General features: G+C 69.3%; 16 protein-coding genes and 1 pseudogene. 8 read left to right on the top strand and 9 right to left on the bottom strand.

Annotated elements, in window-relative coordinates; translation table 11 throughout:
* Window positions 1–8: 8 nt before the first annotated feature.
* The 3 genes from BMZ45_RS01470 to BMZ45_RS21790 are packed head-to-tail and all read right to left on the bottom strand — an operon-like array spanning window position 9 to window position 2,409.
* On the bottom strand, window positions 9–1,280 hold the full coding sequence (locus BMZ45_RS01470; RefSeq protein WP_091631559.1) for a PilW family protein: 1,272 nt from the start codon (window positions 1,278–1,280) through the stop codon (window positions 9–11).
* Window positions 1,277–1,759 carry a type IV pilus modification protein PilV gene (gene pilV / locus BMZ45_RS01465; protein ID WP_091631557.1) on the bottom strand — a complete coding sequence of 161 codons (483 nt, stop codon included), beginning with the start codon at window positions 1,757–1,759 and terminating at the stop codon, window positions 1,277–1,279. Before pilV ends, BMZ45_RS01470 begins: the two co-directional genes overlap by 4 nt.
* Entirely contained in the window at window positions 1,756–2,409 is a 654-nt protein-coding gene (locus BMZ45_RS21790) for a GspH/FimT family pseudopilin (protein WP_091631554.1), read from the bottom strand. The genes pilV and BMZ45_RS21790 overlap by 4 nt, the downstream gene beginning before the upstream one ends.
* A 422-nt stretch (window positions 2,410–2,831) precedes the next feature.
* Between BMZ45_RS21790 and BMZ45_RS01455 the strand changes: the two genes are divergently transcribed.
* Window positions 2,832–5,561 carry a M16 family metallopeptidase gene (locus BMZ45_RS01455; protein ID WP_091631552.1) on the top strand — a complete coding sequence of 910 codons (2,730 nt, stop codon included), beginning with the start codon at window positions 2,832–2,834 and terminating at the stop codon, window positions 5,559–5,561.
* Between the two features lie 156 nt (window positions 5,562–5,717).
* Here the strand turns inward: BMZ45_RS01455 and ybeY are convergent, their stop codons facing one another.
* From ybeY to BMZ45_RS21475, 3 genes are all read right to left on the bottom strand, one after another.
* Window positions 5,718–6,200 carry an rRNA maturation RNase YbeY gene (gene ybeY, locus BMZ45_RS01450; RefSeq protein ID WP_091631550.1) on the bottom strand — a complete coding sequence of 161 codons (483 nt, stop codon included), beginning with the start codon at window positions 6,198–6,200 and terminating at the stop codon, window positions 5,718–5,720.
* 28 nt (window positions 6,201–6,228) lie between these two features.
* A complete protein-coding gene (locus tag BMZ45_RS01445) occupies window positions 6,229–7,215 on the bottom strand; it encodes a PhoH family protein (protein WP_091631548.1) in 987 nt (328 codons plus the stop codon).
* Window positions 7,216–7,315: 100 nt separating this feature from the next.
* Window positions 7,316–7,549, bottom strand: a complete 234-nt coding sequence (locus tag BMZ45_RS21475) for a hypothetical protein (protein ID WP_091631546.1) — start codon at window positions 7,547–7,549, stop codon at window positions 7,316–7,318.
* A gap of 329 nt (window positions 7,550–7,878) precedes the next feature.
* Here BMZ45_RS21475 and BMZ45_RS01435 point away from each other — a divergent pair, with 329 nt between their 5' ends.
* The 4 genes from BMZ45_RS01435 to BMZ45_RS01420 are packed head-to-tail and all read left to right on the top strand — an operon-like array spanning window position 7,879 to window position 11,723.
* Window positions 7,879–8,559 (top strand): TetR/AcrR family transcriptional regulator, encoded by a 681-nt coding sequence (locus BMZ45_RS01435; RefSeq protein WP_091631544.1) that lies wholly within the window; start codon window positions 7,879–7,881, stop codon window positions 8,557–8,559.
* 34 nt (window positions 8,560–8,593) lie between these two features.
* Window positions 8,594–9,616, top strand: a complete 1,023-nt coding sequence (locus BMZ45_RS01430) for an HlyD family secretion protein (RefSeq protein ID WP_091631540.1) — start codon at window positions 8,594–8,596, stop codon at window positions 9,614–9,616.
* A gap of 59 nt (window positions 9,617–9,675) precedes the next feature.
* Window positions 9,676–10,611 carry an ABC transporter ATP-binding protein gene (locus tag BMZ45_RS01425; protein ID WP_091633943.1) on the top strand — a complete coding sequence of 312 codons (936 nt, stop codon included), beginning with the start codon at window positions 9,676–9,678 and terminating at the stop codon, window positions 10,609–10,611.
* Window positions 10,608–11,723 (top strand): ABC transporter permease, encoded by a 1,116-nt coding sequence (locus tag BMZ45_RS01420; protein WP_091631539.1) that lies wholly within the window; start codon window positions 10,608–10,610, stop codon window positions 11,721–11,723. Before BMZ45_RS01425 ends, BMZ45_RS01420 begins: the two co-directional genes overlap by 4 nt.
* A 65-nt stretch (window positions 11,724–11,788) precedes the next feature.
* On the opposite strand, the gene BMZ45_RS01415 is transcribed toward BMZ45_RS01420, so the two are convergent.
* Window positions 11,789–12,139, bottom strand: coding sequence for a hypothetical protein (locus tag BMZ45_RS01415; protein ID WP_091631537.1), 351 nt, complete (start codon window positions 12,137–12,139; stop codon window positions 11,789–11,791).
* A gap of 441 nt (window positions 12,140–12,580) precedes the next feature.
* Between BMZ45_RS01415 and BMZ45_RS01410 the strand changes: the two genes are divergently transcribed.
* Both BMZ45_RS01410 and BMZ45_RS01405 read left to right on the top strand, forming a co-directional pair.
* Window positions 12,581–14,380, top strand: coding sequence for a DUF1800 domain-containing protein (locus tag BMZ45_RS01410; RefSeq protein ID WP_175488887.1), 1,800 nt, complete (start codon window positions 12,581–12,583; stop codon window positions 14,378–14,380).
* Between the two features lie 19 nt (window positions 14,381–14,399).
* Window positions 14,400–15,794 carry a DUF1501 domain-containing protein gene (locus tag BMZ45_RS01405; protein WP_091631533.1) on the top strand — a complete coding sequence of 465 codons (1,395 nt, stop codon included), beginning with the start codon at window positions 14,400–14,402 and terminating at the stop codon, window positions 15,792–15,794.
* Between the two features lie 28 nt (window positions 15,795–15,822).
* Here the strand turns inward: BMZ45_RS01405 and BMZ45_RS01400 are convergent, their stop codons facing one another.
* Window positions 15,823–16,320, bottom strand: coding sequence for a GNAT family N-acetyltransferase (locus BMZ45_RS01400; protein ID WP_091631531.1), 498 nt, complete (start codon window positions 16,318–16,320; stop codon window positions 15,823–15,825).
* Between the two features lie 16 nt (window positions 16,321–16,336).
* Window positions 16,337–17,683: pseudogene (miaB, locus tag BMZ45_RS01395) on the bottom strand (tRNA (N6-isopentenyl adenosine(37)-C2)-methylthiotransferase MiaB); the annotation flags it as partial.
* A gap of 190 nt (window positions 17,684–17,873) precedes the next feature.
* Here miaB and BMZ45_RS01390 point away from each other — a divergent pair.
* Entirely contained in the window at window positions 17,874–18,833 is a 960-nt protein-coding gene (locus BMZ45_RS01390; protein WP_091631527.1) for a lytic transglycosylase domain-containing protein, read from the top strand.
* The last annotated feature ends 211 nt before the right edge of the window (window positions 18,834–19,044 follow it).

Genomic DNA, 19,044 nt, shown 5'->3' with positions numbered 1-19,044 from the left:
GCAGGTTCTCAGTTGCCGAACAGGCGGTTGCGCAGGGCGACGTTGGTTTCGTAGACGCCGCGGTAGCGCTGGTCGTCCGGGGCGCTGACCTTGACGCCGAGCACCGACGGCGCCTCGCTGCGCTGCGCCGCCATCGCGGGGTCGTTGCTGCGGATCATCATCCCCAGCTTGATGCTGCCCACGCGTTGCCAGCCTTCGCGGCCGCTGGCGTTGGGCAGAATGTTGCTTGCGGTGACCTGGGCGTCGATGTAGCCGGTGGGCACGCCGGCCGGGATCTTCTTGGCGCTGTTGTCCTGTCCGTACAGCAGTTGCAGCGTTTCCACGCCTGGCACCAGTTCTTCGATGTCGCGCTGGATCGCGGTGGCGCCCGGCGCGGCGGTGAAGCGCATCCGGTACAGGGCCGGCATTGCCTCGGCGCCGCTGACGCCGACGTAGTAGGCCAGACTGTCCGCGCGGTAGACGCGGACCTGCATCAGCGCGGGGTCGATGCTGTCGCGCAGATTGAATGCGCTGCGGTTGAACTCGGACTTGCCGCCGCCGGCGATCACGGTCAGGGTCACGTTCGCGCCGCCGCCGGGTTCCTTCACGCTGTCGACATGGAAGGTGGTCGCGCCGCGGCAATCGGCGATCGCCAGCAGGCCGGGCTGGACGCCGTTGCGTTTCATCGACGCCCAGCCGGTGCCGTCGACGAGCATGGTCGCTTCGCTGCCGTCGGCCGAAACGGTCAGGCTGCTGACCTGCGCGCTTTCCGCCGACAGGCTGCGGATCAGCAGCAGGTCGCTGCCTTTGACCGGTGCCGGCTCGCCGGCACCGACGCGCAGCAGGCCCGGCAGCGCCTCCACCCAATCGCCGTCGGGCGCGCCCGCCACCGGCGTCGCGCCCAGGCTCAGCGTGTCGCCGGGGCCGGTCCCTTTGGCTTCGTAGCCGCGCAGCGCGAAATCGAAGCGCAGTGCGTTGGTATAGGTGCGCGCCGGCAGGGATTCGAAGTTGGTGCGGTCGGTCAGAAACAGCTGGCCGAAGCTGGGCAGGCTGGACATCAGGTGCGACTGGTCGTTGACGCAGCCCATGTGGCCGACCATGCGCGCATCGCGTTGCAGGTACTCCACCGCGAAGCGTCCGCCTTCCTGGGCACGCGCCATGCCCTGGGCCATCACATAGGAGGCGCGCGAAGCGGCGAACACCTGCACCAGGCCGAGCACCAGCACGATGCTGAGCGTGATCGCCACCATCAGCTCGACCAGGGACAGGCCGGCTTGGGCATTGCGGGGCGTGCGCGTCATAGGTCGCTGCTCACGCTGAAGCGGGTGCCGCTGTCGTCGCTGCGCCAGCGCTTGGCGTCGCCCCAGTCCAGGGTCACGGTGACCCGGCTGATGCGGTTCACCACGTTGATGTTCACCTGCGCGGTCGCGTCCTCGCCCAGCGCATACAGCAGGCGGCACGCGAATTCCTTCTTCTGTTCCTTGGAGCCGGTGGCGCCGGCCGCGGTGCAGCCGCGCTTGTCGGCGTCGGCGGCCTTTATGGTGCCGGCGTAGTTGATCGCGTTGAAACGGTTGGAGCGGATGCTGTCCATCAATTCGTAGGACAGATTGGTCGCCACGGTGCGGGTGTTGGCGCTCTGGGTCAGGCGCAGGTTGGTCACCTGCAGCATGGCCAGCCCGAGCAGGCCGAAACCGAGCACGAGCAGACTGATGAGCACTTCGATCAGGCTGAAGCCGGCGGCGCTGCGCTTGCGGATGCCGTAGGTACGTCGCGTGTTCATGGGCAGGTCTCCTTGCTGACGCTGGCCTGGCCGATCGCGCCCACGCTGATGCTGCGCACCTGGTACTGGCCCGGGGTGCAGGGATCGGGTTGCAGGCGCAGGCTGCGCGGGGTGGTGGAGGTGGAGCGGCCCTGGTGGTCGAAGGCGATCCGGTCGACGTTGGCGGCGCTGATCGCGATGTCGCCGCTGGGCTCCAGGGTGCGGCGCAATTCCGCGGCGTCGAAGGTCTGGTCGCGGTCGTCGTCGGTCCAGACCAGCAGGCCGGCGTTCCAGTCCTTGCCGCAGCTGCTGCCGTCGGCGCCGCGCGGGCAGACCGTGGAGCCGGCTTTGGCGCGCAAAGCCTCGTTGCGGGCATAGGCCAGGGTGGCCAGGGTCAGATTGGTGGTGGAGGCCAGGCGATTGGCGCGCAGGGATTCGATGAAGCTGGGCAGGGCCAGGCCCATCAGCACCGCGGTGATGGTCAGCACCACCAGCAGTTCCATCAGGCTGAAACCCGCGCTGGTGGCGGGTGCGCGCGATGCGCGGGCGGCATGGCTTATTAAGCTGCGGCGCTCGGCACCATTTTCGTGAGTGCTTCGGCGATTATCTTCTGGCTCGGTATTTTCGTGCCTTTGCTGCGTCGAGACGGATGCTGCGTTCGGCGTCGCCATGAAGATTCGCGCTGCGCTATGGGTGGCGCGTGGATGCTAGCAATGGCGGGCGTTTATTTACTTGCGAAGGCCGATGGGCGGTATGGAATATCCGCTTCGGCGGGGTGTGTATTTAGTGTGTTGTTTTATACTTGAGTATATTCAGTGCCTATTTGTTTTGTTTGTAAGTATTAATTGCGGCGAAGTGTCGATATTTGCCGGATTTTAGTTGCACGACTGGCATTCTCTTGGTGCGCGTTTGAGCCAGCGACGCCCACCCCGCCTCTCGGATCCGAGCGCGCACCCGTGTCCTTCGGCCCAGGCCGGCGATGCGGCGGCGGTGCTAGCGTGCGCTCGGGGACGATGTGGACGGATCGCGGCGCGGCAGCGCGGGCGACGGTGCGCGGGCTCTCCGCTCCCGTTCCCCAACACCGGTACCGACCATGCGCCGAACCCTAGTCCTGCTGTTGCTGAGCGCCGCGTTCGCGGCCACCGCCCAGGCGGCGGCGCCCACCGTGCCCGACGTCGAAAGCCTGCGCATCAAGCACGAGCGCATCGTCCTGCCCAACGGCCTGACCGTGCTGGTGCACGAGGACCACAGCGTGCCGCTGGTCGCGGTCAACGTCTGGTACCACGTCGGTTCGCGCGACGAGCGCCGCGGCCGCACCGGCTTCGCTCATCTGTTCGAGCACTTCTTCTTCAACGGCAGCCAGAACTATCCGCACGGCTTCCGCGAAGCCATGGACGACCTGGGCGCGAACAACCGCAACGGCACCACCAACACCGACCGCACCAACTTCTTCGAGGACGTGCCGGTCTCGGGCCTGGAGCGCACGCTGTACCTGGAGGCCGACCGCATGGGCTTCCTGGCCGGCAACATCAACCAGGACATGCTCGAACGCGAGCGCGGCGTGGTCCAGAACGAGAAGCGCCAGGGCGAGAACCAGCCTTATGGGCGGGTGTTCGACCGCATGGTGCAGTTGATCTATCCGTACTCGCATCCCTACAGCTGGCCGACCATCGGCAGCATGGAAGACCTGCAGGCGGCCAAGCTCGACGACATCAAGCAGTGGTACGCGACCTATTACGGCCCCAACAACGCCGTGCTCGCGCTGGCCGGCGACATCACCGTCGAACAGGCGCGCGCGCTGGCGACCAAGTACTTCGGCGCGATTCCGCCCGGCCCGCCACTGTCGCGCGTGCAGGCCTGGGTGCCGGTGCTGGAGCAGGACCTGCGCGACAGCGTGCAGGACCGCGTGCCGCAGCACCGCATCTACCGCGCCTGGCACCTGCCGCCGATGGGCGAGCGCCAGACCCATGCCATGGAGCTGTTCGCCAGCGTGCTGGCCGGCAGCGAAAGCGCGCCCTTGAACCGGCAGCTGGTGTTCGAGCGCAAGCTCGCCACCGGCGTGTCGGCCTCGGTGTGGGACAAGCAGCTGACCAGCACCTTCATCGTCAGCGTCGACGTCAAGCCGGGCGTGGATCCGGCCGAGGCCGAGCGCGAGCTGGATGCCGTGCTCGCGCGCCTGATCGCGCAGGGGCCGGCCGCACCGGACCTGCAGCGCGCGCGCAGCCGCTACCTGGCCGACTTCGCGCGCAACAGCCAGCGCCTGGGCGGCTTCGGCGGACGTTCCGACGTGCTGGCCGAAAGCGCGACCTACTTCGGCGACCCCGAGGCCTATCTGCGCCGGCTGCGCGATTTGTCCGCGCTGAGCCCGAAGGAGGTGCAGGCGACGGCACGCGAGTGGCTGGGCCGTCACCACGCTACCTTGACCGTGGCGCCGATGCCCGAGCTCAGCGCAGGGCGCGACGGCTTCGACCGCAAGCAGTTGCCCGCGCTGGGCGCGCCGCCGCAGGTCGACTTCCCCAAGCTGCAGCGCACGACCCTGTCCAACGGCCTCAAGGTGATGCTGCTGGAGCGTCACTCCGCGCCGCTGGTGAGCGTGGCGCTGGCGGTGGACGCCGGCGTCGGCGCCGATCCCGCCGATGCGCCGGGCACCTCGCGCTTCGCTCTGGATCTGCTGCTCAAGGGCACGACCACGCGCGACGCCTTCCGCCTGGCCGACGAGCGCGACGCGCTTGGCGCGACCTTGAATGTCGGCAATTCGCTGGACCAGTCCCTGGTCTATCTGACCGCGCTGCGCCCGAACCTGGGCGGTTCGCTGGATCTGCTGGCCGACGTGGCGCGCAATCCGGCCTTCCCCGAGGACATGGTCGAGATCCAGCGCAAGCAGCAGCTGGCCGCGATCGAGCAGCAGCGCGCCAGCCCCACCGGCGCCGCCACCCGCACTTTGCCGCCGCTGCTGTACGGGCCCGGTCATGCCTACGGCAACGCCGGCGGCAGCCTCGGCCAGGCCGCGACGATCTCGGCGCTGCCGCGCTCGGCGTTGCAGGCCTGGCATGCGCGCTGGTTCGTTCCCGGCAACGCGACCCTGATCGTCGCCGGCGACGTCACCCTGGATGCGCTCAAGCCCGAGCTGGAGCGCGCCTTCGGCCACTGGCAGGGCGGCGCCGCGCCGAGCAAGCGGCTGAGCGCGCCGAGCTCGCCCGGTCGCGGCAAGGTGGTGCTGATCGATCGGCCGGATGCGCCGCAATCGGTGATCCTGGCCGCGCACCTGGGGCCGACCGGCGCCGGCGACGACGATCTGGCGCTGGAAACGGTGATGCGCAACTTCGGCGGCATGGCGACCTCGCGCCTCAACCGCAACCTGCGCCTGGAGAAGCATTGGTCCTACGGCACCTCGGGCGGCGTGTCCGGCGTGCGCGGTCCGCGCGCCTTCACCGTGATCGCGCCGGTGCAGACCGACAAGACCAAGGAATCCATGGTCGAGGTGCTCAAGGAAATCCGCGGCGTCGCCGGTGCGCGGCCGCTGGTGGGCGAGGAGTACGACAGCATCATGCGCAGCCAGGTCGCGCGTTTGCCGGGCCGCTTCGAGACCCTGGACTCGCTGGTCGCCGCGGCCACCGACGTCGCCAACACCGGCCGCGCGCCGGAGTACTACTACGACTACGCCCAGCGCCTGCGCGCGCTGGACGCCGACGCGCTCGCGCGCGCGGGCAAGACGGTCAAGCCCGACGAACTGGTGTGGATCGTGGTCGGCGACCTCAAGAAGATCGAGGTCGGCGTGCGCGAGTTGAACTACGGCGAGGTGGTGAAGGCGCAGGCGGAGTAAGCGCGAGCGGCGTGGCGCCGGCTTGCGGCGTCATGCTCGTTCCAGCGACAGGCCGGCACGGTCCCGGCCTATCGTGCGGCGGCCATGGGCGCCGCGTAGCGCGCAATTCGTCGTTGCCGGATCGAGCGCGATGGCGATGCGGCGCGCCGCTGCGGCTCAATCTTCCAGGTAGGGATCCGCGATCCCCAGCCCCGCCAGGATTTCGCGTTCCAGTTGCTCCATGCACTCGGCCTCGCGCTCGTCCTCGTGGTCCCAGCCCAGCAGGTGCAGGGCGCCGTGGACGGTGAGGTGGGCGTAATGCGCGGCCAGCGCCTTCTTCTGCTCGCGCGCCTCGCGCGCGACCACCGGGGCGCAGATCACCAGGTCGCCCAGCAGCGGGAACTTGACGCCCTTGGGCAGGCCCTCGGGCACTTCGGCCGGGAAGCTGAGCACGTTGGTCGCGTAGTCGCGGCCGCGGTAGTGGCGGTTGAGCGCGCGGCCTTCCTTGCTGCCGACGATGCGGATCGCCAGGTCGGCTTCGCGGATGCGGCTGTCGAGCGCGGCCGCGACCCAGCGACGGAAACTCACCGCGGCCGGAATACCGGTGCGCGGGACCGCGTAGCTGATCGCGACATCGAGACGGACGGGGCCTTTGGTCATCGCTGTGTCGGAATGGGTGTGGGGCGGATCAGGCGGACGGGCCGGTCTGGGCATCCTGGGCGTCGCGGGCTTCGTACGCGGTGACGATGCGCGACACCAGCGGATGCCGGACCACGTCGCGCGCCTCGAAGAAGGTGAAGCTGATGCCGTTGACGTTGCGCAGCACGTCCAGCGCGTCCTTGAGCCCGGACTTCATGTGCTTGGGCAGGTCGATCTGGGTGAGGTCGCCGGTGACGACGGCGGTGCTGCCGTAACCGATGCGGGTCAGGAACATCTTCATCTGCTCGATCGTGGTGTTCTGCGCTTCGTCGAGGATCACATAGGCATCGTTAAGCGTGCGTCCGCGCATATAGGCCAGCGGCGCGATCTCGATCACGTTCTTTTCCAGCAGCTTGACCACCTTCTCCACGCCCAGCATCTCGTAGAGCGCGTCGTAGAGCGGGCGCAGGTAGGGGTCGACCTTCTGGGTCAGGTCGCCGGGCAGGAAGCCGAGTTTCTCGCCGGCTTCGACCGCGGGGCGGACCAGGATCAGGCGCTGCACGCGCGCTTCGTTCAGCGCTTCGACCGCGCTGGCCACGGCCAGGAAGGTCTTGCCGGTACCGGCCGGGCCGATGCCGAAATTGATGTCGTGGGTGGCGATCGCGTGCAGGTACTTGGCCTGATTGGTGCCGCGCCCGCGGATGGTGCCGCGCTTGACCCGGATCGCGACTTCCTGCGGTTCGATGTCGTCGTTGACCAGTTGTTCGGCGTCGAACTCGGTCAGGGCGAGGTGGATCGCGCCGTCGTCGAGGGTTTCCTCGGCGGCGTCTTTCCACAGCTGGCGCAGCAGGCGTTCGGTCTTGCCGACCGCGAGCTGCGGGCCGACCACGCGGAACACATTGCCGCGGTTGGCGATTTCCACGCCCAGGCGCAGTTCGATCTGGCGCAGGTGGCCGTCGAACGGGCCGCTGAGGTTGGCCAGGCGTTCGGTTTCGGCCGGTTCTAGGACGAATTCGGAGGCGGTACGTGCTTGCATCGGGAGCGGATGTCTTCCATGGACCGCGCGCGTCATCGCGCGCCGGTGTATCAGCTTGCGCCCGTCGGCGCGGTTTCGCAAAGCCCCGCGACGACGGTGTTCAGTCGTTGGCGCGCGCGCGATGACGGCGCGCCGCGCGCATCACCGCGATCGCGCCCACCAGCACCAGCAAGGCCGAGCCGATCAGCCACAACCAGGTGACGCCGTCGGCGGCGAAGGCGCCGTGTCGGAACGCGCGCATCGCGCCGCGCAGCAGGCCGAGCACGCCCAGGCCGAGGAACCAGAAACCGACGGCGGCGCGCGAAAGCAGGCTGGGCGTGGTGGCGCTGGGCATGGCGACGGACAGGCCGGGGCGGGGTAGGCGAGAGCTTAGCGAGTGCGACGTGAGCGCGGCTTGCGCGTTCGGGCGGCCCACTGCGCCGGGCGCTCCAAGCGGCCGTGATGGCCGTGGCGCGGCCGGTCGCTGCAGCGTCGCGATCCGTATCGCGGACGGGTGCGCGTATGGGCCGCTGCCCGCGCGTTGGATCGGCGCGGGTTGGGGCGGGCGCCACCACCCGGCCGGCGCGCTTGCACCGTCAACCGGAAGGCCGGGACGGGCCCGCCTGGCGACCGTTCGTCGGCTCGCGCTTGTCAACTAATTAAACATTGAATTAAATAAAGTCCATGAGCACCGAGCAACCCCCGAACCCGCGCCGTCCGCGCAAGACCCCCGCCACCCGCCGCGCCCCCGGGCGTCCGGTCGCCGACGGGCCCGACCTGCGCTCGCGCCTGCTGGACGCGGCCATCGTCTGCTACACCCGCCAGGGCATCGCGGCCACCGCGCTGCGCAGCATCGCGATCGAGGCCGGGGTGAATCCGGCCCTGCTGCATTACTACTTCGGCGACAAGGAGCAGTTGCAGGCAGCGGTGATCCAGGAGCGGGTGATGCCCGCGATCGCGACCCTGAGCGGGCACCTGCGCACCGCCGGCGACGACACCGCGCGCCTGATCGCCGCCTTCGTGCGCGGCGTCGGCGAGACCGTGGCCGAACACCCCTGGTTCCCCTCGTTATGGGTCCGTGAGGTGCTGTGCGAGGGCGGCGCCCTGCGCGATTTGCTGGTCGATCAGATCGGCCCGCAGCTGCCGCAGATGATGGCGCAGCGTTTCGCCCAGGCGCAGCGCGACGGCCAGCTCAATCCCGATCTCGATCCGCGCTATCTGGTGGTGTCGCTGGTCGGCCTGACCCTGTTCCCGATCGCCGGCGCGCCGGTCTGGCAGCGCGTGTTCGGGGTCGAGACCTTCGACAGCGCCGCCCTGCGCGACCACACCATCGCCTTGCTCGACCGCGGCCTGGGCTGCGGCTGAGCGCATCGAACCCCGAGGTTTCCGGAGTCATCCGATGAATCATCCGACCAAGAACCATCGCCGCTGGAGCGCGCCGCTGTTGCTGGCGCTGGCTCTGTCCGCCTGTGGCGACGAGCGTCCGCAGGCCCTGGGCACGCTGGAGTGGGACCGCATCACCCTGCCGGCCCCGGCCGCCGAGAAGGTCGTGCGCATCGACGTGCGCGAAGGCCAGCGCGTCGCCGCCGGCGCGCCCCTGCTGCGACTCGAGCTCAGCCGCACCCAGTCGCAGCTCAACGCCCTGCAGGCGCAGGCGCGCCAGGCCGGCGATGCCCTGGCCGAACTGCAGGCCGGTCCACGCAGCGAGGCGATCGCCCAGGCGCGCGCCAACCTCAGCGCGACCCAGGCGCAGGCCGCCGATGCGCGCGCCTATTACACGCGCCTGCAGCCGCTGGGCCGGCAGAAGCTGGTCGCCGCCTCCGACGTCGATCGCGCTCGCGCCGCCGCCGGCAATGCCGAGGCGCAGGTGCGCGCGGCGCAGGCGGCCCTGCTGGAGCTCGAGCGCGGCACCCGCAGCGAGCAGATCGCGCAGGGCGAATCCGCGCTGGCCGCGGCGCAGGCGCAAGCCGCCGCGCAACAGGTCACGCTGCAGAAGCTGGACGTGGTCGCGCCGCGCGCGGGCGTGGTCGACAGCCTGCCGTACAAGCTCGGCGACCAGGCCCCGGTGGGCGCGCCGCTGGCGGTGATGCTGGTCGGCGCGGCGCCGTACGCGCGCGTCTACGTGCCCGAGCCGATCCGCGCCAACGTGCGCATCGGCCAGGGCGCGCGGGTCTACGTCGACGGCCGCGAACAGGCATTCGCCGGACGCGTGCGCGCGATCCGCAGCGATCCCAACTTCACGCCCTACTACGCCCTGACCGGCGAGGACGCCGCGCGCCTGAGCTACCTGGCCGAAATCGAGCTGACCGCGCGCGATGCCGCCGATCTGCCGGCGGGGCTGCCGGTGCGGGTGGAGTTCGACCCGGCCCGCTCCGAACCGGTGCGCGCCGAACCGAGCCAAGCCAGCGAGCGCCGGCCATGAGCGCCGACGCCGCGACCGCCGCCGCAGGCGAGCACGCCGGTCCGGCCGGCGAGCCGGCGATCCGCGCGCGCGGCCTGACCAAGCAATTCGGCGCCCTGACCGCGGTGAACCGCGTCGACCTGACCGTGCCGCGCGCGCATGTGTACGGCTTCCTCGGCCCGAACGGCTCGGGCAAGTCGACCACCATCCGCATGCTCTGCGGCCTGCTCACGCCCAGCGCCGGCGACATCGAAGTGCTGGGCCTGCGCATCCCCGAACAGGCCGAGGCGCTGCGCAAGCGGATCGGCTACATGACCCAGAAGTTCTCGCTGTTCGAGGACCTCACCGTGCGCGAGAATCTGGAGTTCCTGGCCGCGGTGCAGGACATCCCGCGTGCGCAGGCGCGCCAGCGCATCGACGAGCTGGTCGAGCAGTACCACTTCCAGGATCGTCAGAAACAGCTGGCCGGCACCATGAGCGGCGGCCAGAAGCAGCGCCTGGCCCTGGCCGGCGCGGTGATCCAGAAACCCGAACTGCTGTTCCTGGACGAACCCACCAGCGCGGTCGATCCGGAATCGCGGCGCGACTTCTGGGAGAAGCTGTTCGACCTGGCCGACGCCGGCACCACCTTGCTGGTGTCCACCCACTACATGGACGAGGCCGAGCGCTGCCATCGCATCGCCATCCTCGACCGCGGCGTGCTGGTGGCCGACGGCACCCCGCTGGAACTCACCGGCGAGCTCGCCGGGCGCACCGTGGAAGTGCTGGCGCCGCAGCCGCGACGCGCGCAGCAGGCCCTGGTCAAGGTGCCGGGCGTGCTCAGCGTCGCCCAGATCGGCAACAGCCTGCGCGTACTCGCCGACCGCGACGGCGACACCGCCGCGCGCCTGCGCGAGGTGCTGGCCAAGGCCGGCATCGAGGCCGAGGTCGCGCCCTCGCAAGCCAACCTGGAGGACGTGTTCGTCTCGGCCACCCGCGGCCGCGAACAGGACGCGGCCAAGGAGCGTGCCGCATGAACCTGCGCCGCCTGTTCGCGATCGTATTGAAGGAGCTGCGGCAGATGCGCCGCGACCGGGTCACCCTGGCGATGATCGTGGGCATCCCGGTGATGCAGCTGGTGCTGTTCGGCTACGCGATCAACCTCAATCTGCGCGGCCTGGAGACCGGCGTGGCCGACCAGGCCAACACCGCCGCTTCGCGCGCGCTGGTCATGGACATGGTCGCCACCGGGGTGATCGCGCCAACCGTCGCCGCGCGCACGCCCGAGGAACTGATGCAGCATTTGCGCCGCGGCGAGATCAGCATCGGCGTGGTGATTCCGCCCGATTTCGAGCGTCGTCGCTACGAGGGCCGCGAAGCGGTGCAGGTGCTGGTGGACGGCAGCGACACCACCGTCCAGGCCGCGGCCTCGCAGCTGGCGCAACTGCCCCTGAACTCGGCCCCGACCAGCAACGACCGCCCGCTGCGCGCGGGCCCGGGGCAGGGCGGCGGCCAGATCGGCGTGGTCGCGTTCTACAACCCCGAGCGGCGTTCGGCGATCAATATCGTGCCCGGCCTGATCGGCATCATCCTGACCATGACCATGGTGATGTTCACCGCGGTGGCGGTGGTGCGCGAACGCGAGCGCGGCAACATGGAACTGCTGATCGCCACCCCGCTCAGCCGCAGCGAGCTGATGGTCGGCAAGGTGCTGCCTTACGCCGGCATCGGCCTGATCCAGACCACTCTGGTGCTGCTGCTGGGCCTGTGGCTGTTCGAGGTGCCGATCCGCGGCAGCGTGCTGGACGCCTACTGGGCCGCGATCCTGCTGATCATCGCCAACCTAAGCCTGGGCCTGCTGATCTCGACCAAGGCGCAGTCGCAGTTCCAGGCCATGCAGATGACCTTCTTCGTGTTCCTGCCCTCGATCCTGCTGTCGGGTTTCATGTTCCCGTTCGCGGGCATGCCCAAAGTCGTGCAATGGCTGGCCGAGGTGCTGCCGCTGACCCACTTCCTGCGCCTGATCCGCGGTGTGATGCTGCGCGGCGCGCCGTTGTGGGAACTGTGGCCGGACGTGCTGGCGCTGCTGGCCTTCATCGCGGTGATGATGACGCTGGCGATCCTGCGCTTCCGCAAGCGGCTGGATTGAAGCGGCAGCATCGCCGGCAAGCGGACGCCGACCCGGCGTCCGCTTGCGCTAGCGAGAGCGATGGCTCATTCGTTGCGGCGCGACTTGGTCGAGTTCACGCCCTTTTCTCTGATGCTCTTGGATGCCGGCTGGATTTCGATGGCCTGATCGTGTCGCGGCTTGCTGGCGGCGACGCCTGGTTCGCTGACGCTCTGGGGCGCGGGCTCGGCGGTCTGGGCGTTGGCGTCCGGCTTGGTGGAGGTCACGCCCTTGCTGCTGATGCTCTTGGACGCCGGATCGACCTCGGCGGCGGGATCGGCGGCGGCGCTCTTGGCGTCGAAGGCGGCGCCCGCGTACTGGGTGGCGCGCGCCGCGTCTTGTTGCTGGGCCCAGGCCGTGCCGGTGGACAGCGCCAGCGTCACTGCGATCGACAGCATTGCGTTCCTCACAAATGCGTTCCTGCTCATGGCGTCTCTTCCTTAGAACCGCGGAGGGGTGGGGTGGATGTGTTCTAGCACCCTCGCGGCCCGCAGCATGGCCGCGCCGGAAATGTTGTTAATTTATAGTTAACGACGCGGACAGCTCGGGTTCACGCGCCGCAGCCGGCCTGTCGCCGCGTGCCGCGATGTCGATGCGATGCCGGACATCGGTGGATGCGTACGCGAATAGGCGACGTCGTCGGCGCTGGTTGTATGCCGATCTTGGCGCGCGTGCGACTGGCGATACCGTCGCGATGCGAACGCGGCATGGCTACCGCGACCGCGGTCTCCGATCAAGTCGATCCGACGCGCGCGCGCATCGATTACTGTGCGTGCTATCAAGAATCCGAATATGCCGGCGCGCTAGCATCACCGCCCATCAGCGAAGGGGGCGGCTGCATGAGATGGATCGCATTGCGCGCAGGATGGGCGACCGTCTGGCCGCGTCTGTTGGTGCTGCTGCTGGTGCTGGGTGTGGTATCGGTTCCCGATCGCTGGTGGCGCGCGCTGTCTCCGCCGCCCGCGCCGAAGGCCGTCGCGAACGCGACCAAGCCGGCGCCGCCGAAATCCAAACCGCTGCCGGCGCAATTGGTGATCGGCGACGCCGACGCCGCGAACTTCCTGGCCCAGGCCACGTTCGGTCCGACCTGGGCCGATATCGACCGCGTCCAGCAACTGGGCTACTCGGGCTGGATCGATGAGCAGGCGAGCTTGCCGCTGTCGTCGCAGCTGCGATTCCTCAACGCCGCCAGCGCCGCGACCGGCGGCGACCTGCGTCGCGAGTGGCGCATGGACGCCTGGTTCCTGCATGCGCTGGGCGGGCGCGATCCCTTCGACCCGCAGCTCGTGCACCGCGACCAGTTGCGCCAGCGCGTGGCGTTCGCGCTCAGCGAGATCCTGGTGGTGTCCGACGCCAATTCGGACCTGCTCGGCAATGCGCCGCACGGGGTCACCGATTACTACGACACCCTCGCGCGCGGCGCCTTCGGCAATTTCCGGCAACTGCTGGAGGACGTGACCCTGCATCCGGCGATGGGCATCTACCTGTCGATGATGCAGAACCAGAAGCCCGACCCGGCGCGCAACATCCGCCCCGACGAGAACTACGCACGCGAGGTGCTGCAACTGTTCAGCGTCGGCCTGTTGCGGCTGAATCCCGACGGCACGCCGTTGCTGGAGAACGGCCGCACCGTGCCGACCTACAACCAGGACACGGTCAAGGGCTTCGCCCACGTGTTCACCGGCTGGACCTTCAACGGCTGCCGCGAGTTCGACTGCTACTACTACGACTCCGACGCACCGGCCTGGATCAAGCCGATGCAGAACCACGCCGCCTACCACGCCTCGGCGCAGGCCAAGCAGTTGCTGGTGTACCCGGGCGTGGCCCTGGCCGGCGGCGTGCTGCCGGCCGGCGGCGACGGTCCCACCGATCTGCGCGCGGCGCTGGACAACATCTTCCAGCACCCGAACGTCGGTCCCTACATCGGCCGCCAGCTGATCCAGCGTCTGGTCACCAGCAATCCCAGCCCCGCCTACGTCGGCCGGGTGGCGGCGCGCTTCAACGACAACGGCCAGGGCGTGCGCGGCGACATGAAGGCGGTGGTCAAGGCCATCCTGCTGGATCCGGAAGCGCGCGATCCGAACCAACGCCCGGCCCACTTCGGCAAGGTGCGCGAGCCCCTGTTGCGCCTGACCCATGTGTGGCGCGCGACCAAGGCGCGCTCGGAGTCGGGCTTCATGGACGAGTTCTGGACCATCGGCTACGGCATGGGCCAGGCGCCGCTGTCCTCGCCGTCGGTGTTCAACTTCTTCAGCCCGAGCTATTCGCCCATCGGCGAGCCCGCGCAACTGGGGCTGGCGGTGCCGGAAATGCAGCTGGCCACCGATTACCAGATGCCCGGCACCGAGGGCTACTTCGGCGCCAAGATCTACGAGGTGTTCGTCGGCGCGCCGGACCTGAGCCCGCACGAGGTCGCGATCGACCTGACCGACGACATGCCCTACGCCACGCGTCCGGCCGACCTGATCCAGCGCTACAACACCCTGTTCCTGTCGGGGCAGATGTCCACGCGCATGCGCGGCGTGCTGCTGCATCGCTTGAACGGCATGCCGGCCGGCAACGACGAAGAGCGTCGCGTGCGGATCCAGGAAGCGCTGTACATCATCGTCAACTCGCCCGAATACGTGGTGCAGAAATGAACGCACGAGGAGACGAAGCATGAACCGTCGCGACTTTCTGAGCCGGGCCATCCTCGCGGGCCTGGGCGGCGCCGGACTGTACTCGGCGCGCGGCAATCTGCGCCTGCTGGAGTCGGCGACCCGCGCCTACGGCCCGAACGCGTTCTCCGACTACAAGGCGCTGGTGTGCGTGTTCCTGTTCGGCGGCAACGACGGCTTGAACATGGTGGTGCCGCGCAGCAGCACCCATTACCAGCGCTACGCCACCGCGCGCGCGACCCTGGCGGTGCCGCAGGCGCAGCTGCTGGCGCTGACGCCGCAAGTCGGCGGCGGCGCCTCCGACGGCGCCGACTACGGCCTGCAGGCCTCCACCAACGGCAACGACGCGATCGGCATGAGCGGCCTGCAAGGCCTGTTCAACAACGGCCGCGCGGCGATCCTGGGCAACGTCGGCACCCTGGTGCGGCCGGTGACCAAGGCCCAGTACCAGGCCGGCGGCGCCGACGTGCCGCCGCAGCTGTTCTCGCACAACGACCAGCAGTCGTACTGGCAGATCTCGCGCGCCAACGACGGCAGCGGCCTGGGCTGGGGCGGTCGCATCGCCGACCTGCTGCACGACGCCAACCCCGGCGCCTTCATCCCGATGAACATCGCCCTGAACTTCGAGAGCATCCTGCACCGCGCGCAAAGCGGCAGTCAGTACGTGATCGGCGCCGACGGCCCGCGCAGGTTCAGTTATTTCGAATGGGACGGCGATACCCGCGAGGCCATGCTGGGGCTGATGCAGCAGGGCACGCAGGGTCACGTGTTCGAGCGCAGTTATGCCGACGCGTTCCGGCGCGCGCGCGAGAACGCCGAAGCGGTGTACACCGCGCTGGAGACCTCGACGCCGCTGACCACGGTGTTCCCCGACAACGACCTGGCCGGCCAGCTGAAGATGGTCGCGCGGCTGATCAAGGTGCGCAGCGTGCTGGGGCTGAAACGGCAGGTTTACTTCGTGTCGATGGGCGGCTTCGATCACCACGACCGACTGCTGGCCGAGCAGCCGGAGTTGCTGTCGCAGCTGTCGCAGGCGATGACCGCGTTCTACCAGTCCACGGTCGAGCTGGGCGTGGCCAACAACGTCACCGCCTTCACCGCCTCGGACTTCGGCCGCACGCTGTCGTCCAACGGCGACGGCTCCGACCACGGCTGGGGCAGCCATCATTTCGCGGTCGGCGGTGCGGTGCGCGGCGGGCGCTTCTACGGGCGCATGCCGACCCTGCAGAACGAGGGCCCGGACGACGCCGGCTGGGGCCAGATCATCCCGACCACCTCGGTGGATCAGTACGCGGCGACCCTGGCGCGCTGGTTCGGCGTGGGCGATTCGGAGCTGGACCTGATCTTCCCGAACCTGCGCAACTACCCGAGCCGCGATCTGGGCTTCATGGTCTAGCGCATCGGCGGCGCGGCGACGCGCCGCCTCACAGCAGGCGGTGCATCACGTACACGTCGACCAGGCCCAGGCTGACGTGGCGGAAGGCGCCGGGGATCTGGCCGACGATCTGGAAGCCGTGCTTGAGCCACAGATGCACGGCGGCGGCGTTGCTGCTGACCACGTAGTTGAACTGCATGGCCATGTAGCCGGCCTGGCGAGCCTGCGCCAGCGAGTGCTCGCACAGCGCCGAGCCCACGCCCTGGCCCCAGCAGCGCTCGGCCACCATGTAGCTGGCGTTGGCGACGTGGTCGCCGCGGCCGGCGTAGTTGGGGCCGAGCTTGTAGCCGCCCAGGGTCTCGCCATCGTCGCCCTCGGCGACGAAGCAGCGGTAGGGTGGGGCGGTCCACATTTCGCGCGCGCGTTCCAGCGACAGCTCGGCCGGATAGTTGTAGCTCTCGCCGCGCGCGAGCACCTCGTGGAAGATCGGCCATAGCCGGTCGAACTCGTCCGGGCCGATCTCGCGGATGTTGAAGTCGCGGTCCATGCGGTTCTCCGAAAGCTCAGGCGGCGTCGCGGTCCTGTTCGGTCAGCACGCGTCCGCGCAGCGAGTTGGACAGGGCATCGGTGATGACCACGTCGACGAACTGCCCGATCAGGCGCGCCGGCGCGGCGAAGTTCACCGAGCGCATGTTCTCGGTCTTGCCGGTGAGCTCGTTGGGGTCCTTGCGCGAGGGGCCTTCCACCAGCACGGTCTGGACGCTGCCGACCATGGCCTGCGAGATGCGCATCGCGTTGGCGTTGATGGTGGCCTGCAGGCGCGACAGGCGCGCGTGCTTCTCGGCGTCGCTGACGGCGTCCTCGAGGTCGGCCGCGGGCGTGCCGGGGCGGCGCGAGTAGATGAAGGAGAACGACTGGTCGAAGCCGACGTCCTCGATCAGCTTCATGGTCTTCTCGAAATCGGCCTCGGTCTCGCCGGGGAAACCGACGATGAAGTCCGAGGAGATCGAGATGTCCGGCCGGACGCTGCGCAGCTTGCGGATCTTCTGCTTGAACTCCAGCGCGGTGTAGCCGCGCTTCATCGCCGCCAGCACGCGGTCGCTGCCGGCCTGGACCGGCAGGTGCAGGTAGTTGGCCAGCTGCGGCACGTCGCGGTAGGCCTCGACCAGCGAGTCGCTGAACTCCAACGGGTGCGAGGTGGTGAAACGGATGCGGTCGATGCCGTCGATCTCGGCGATGGTGCGGATCAGCAGGCCGAGGTCGGCGATCTCTCCGTCCTCGCCGTAGGGACCGCGATAGGCATTGACGTTCTGGCCGAGCAGGTTGACCTCGCGCACGCCCTGGGCGGCGAGCTGGGCGACCTCGACCAGCACGTCCTCGAACGGGCGGCTGACTTCCTCGCCGCGGGTGTAGGGCACCACGCAGAACGAGCAGTACTTGCTGCAGCCCTCCATGATCGAGACGAAGGCGCTGGGGCCCTCGGCGCGCGGCTCGGGCATGCGGTCGAACTTCTCGATCTCGGGGAAGCTGATGTCGACCTGCGGCTTGCCGGTGGCGCGCTTGGCGGCGATCAGCTCGGGCAGGCGGTGCAGGGTCTGCGGTCCGAACACCAGGTCGACGTAGGGCGCGCGCTTGACGATGGCTTCGCCTTCCTGCGAAGCGACGCAGCCGCCGACGCCGATGATGACCGGGCGGTCGCCCTGCTTGTGCTGCTTCCAGCGCCCGAGCTGGCTGAACACCTTCTCCTGGGCCTTCTCGCGGATCGAGCAGGTGTTGATCAGGATGACGTCGGCCTCGGCCGCGTCGGTGGTGAGTTCCAGGCCTTCGCTGGCGGCGAGCACGTCGGCCATCTTGGCCGAGTCGTACTCGTTCATCTGGCAGCCGTGGGTCTCGATGAACAACTTGCCCCGCGGGGCAGGCGTCGCGCCGGCGTCGGGCACGGGTATGGCGGTGTCGGTCATGGCGGTGTCCGGGGAGGGCGGCGGTTAATCCGCGCCGGAAAGGGGCGCCAGTTTAGCGCCTTGGGCCGGTCGGGGGCGGCCGTCACGTTTTCGAATCAAAGACTTGGCAACCCGTGCCCGAAGGGAGACACTCGCCGCCATGAGGGGGGGCTCGCTACTGCTGGGGATCGTCTGCCTGCTGGCCGTGGCGCCTGCCGTGGCCGGCACCGTGTACCGCTGCGACAGCGCGGGCGGCGAGCGCAGCTACGTGAGCAAGCGCGTGCCCGGGGCCAAGTGCACCGTGGTCAGCCAGTACCGGCCCAGCCGCTCGACGCCCTACGTGCCGCCGCGCGCGCCCGCCGGCGCCGGCAGCGTCACCTCGGCCAACCCGGTCGCGGGCTCGCCCGCCTCGATCCATTCCAATCCGCCGGCCACCTTCATGGGCACGCCGGCCGCGGTCGCGACCAGCGCCAGCGCGCCCGCAGCGGCGCCGGCCCCGGCCGTCGCGATGCCGGTCGCGCCCTCGGCGCCGAGCTCGCGCCTGGTTCAGGGCCAGGTCTACTCCTATATCAAGGACGGCGTCCGCCACTACACCAGCAAGCGCCCCAAGGGCCTGGCCAACGCCTCGGCGGTGCGCACGATCAAGTACAGCTTCATGGAGACCTGCTACGCCTGCGCGGCGCGGCCGGGCGTCAATTTCGGCTCGATCCGCCTGAACATGGACGCCTATCGCGACGAAATCGCGGCGGCGGCGCGCCAGCACGGGGTCGAAGAGGCGATCGTGCGCGCGATCATCCATGCCGAGTCGGCCTACAACCCCAATGCGCTGTCGCGGGTCGGGGCCCAGGGCCTGATGCAGCTGATGCCGGCCACCGCGCGCCGGTTCGGGGTGTCCAACGCCTTCGACGCCGGCCAGAACATCCAGGGCGGCGTGCAGTACCTGGCCTGGCTGCTCAAGCGTTTCAACGGCGATCTGACCCTGGCCGCGGCGGGTTACAACGCCGGCGAGGGCGCGGTCGACAAGTACAAGGGCGTGCCGCCCTACAGCGAAACCCAGCGCTACGTGCAGCGCGTGGCCCTGCTGGCGCAGCGCTACCGCGCCACCCCCGTGGTCCGCTGATCCCCGCCGCATGGACCTTTCCGCGACGATCGCGGCGCGATCGGCGCCCCCGCGCGCCCGTCGCGCATGGGGGCGGCGGCGTCGGGTCCGCGTCCGCGGACGGGTTTCGCCGCAGCGGCGGATTGTCGGGCCGTTAACCGTTCCGTTACACTTCCCCGTCTTTTGAGCCGCGAGCAGTCGCCAGTGGCGGCGCGCTGTGCGGCGTAACTTC

Origin of the sequence: Lysobacter sp. cf310 (assembly GCF_900114355.1) — a bacterium.
In the GTDB taxonomy this organism is placed as follows: domain Bacteria; phylum Pseudomonadota; class Gammaproteobacteria; order Xanthomonadales; family Xanthomonadaceae; genus Lysobacter.
This window is presented reverse-complemented; position numbering and strand designations above follow the sequence as displayed.